The 475-nt window shown below is 73.5% G+C and carries 1 pseudogene; it reads right to left on the bottom strand.

Annotated features, from left to right (window positions below):
• Positions 1-475: pseudogene (locus ACEN88_RS34165) on the bottom strand (MFS transporter); the annotation flags it as partial.

The raw sequence follows: 475 nt of genomic DNA, 5'->3' as shown, positions 1-475 counted from the left end.
ATCGTCGCGCCGGCTTGCGCCACGCTGGCCAGCAGCGCCGCGCGCGTGCCGCTCGCCAGTACGGCGCCGATGCCGGCAAAGCCCAGCAGGATGCCGCAGAAGCGCGACGTCGTGCTGATGCCGGACGCCATGCCCGCCCGTTCCGGCGCGACGGTGCCCATGATCGCCTTCTGCGTCTCGCCGTTCAGCAGGCCCCCGCCCGCGCCGAGGATCGCCATGCCGATGCCGTCCAGCAGCCGGTTGCCCGGCAGGTGCGCCGCCCACGTCATGACGAGGTTCCCGGCCGCGACGACCATCAGGCCGAGCGCGAGGATCCGGTAGCCCGGCATGAACGCGGCCAGGCGCCGTCCGGCCATCGGCAGCAGCAGCATCGCGAGGGCGAAGGGCAGCATGCCGACGCCGGCTCCCAGCGCCGTGGCGCCGCGCGCATTCTGCAAATAGAGCGGCAGCAGGGAGGCCATCACCTGGGCGCAGG

Origin of the sequence: Massilia sp. CT11-108 (assembly GCF_047302915.1) — a bacterium.
In the GTDB taxonomy this organism is placed as follows: domain Bacteria; phylum Pseudomonadota; class Gammaproteobacteria; order Burkholderiales; family Burkholderiaceae_D; genus Telluria; species Telluria orientalis.
The sequence above is the reverse complement of the archived record's forward strand: the minus strand, read 5'-3'. Positions and strand labels throughout refer to the sequence as shown.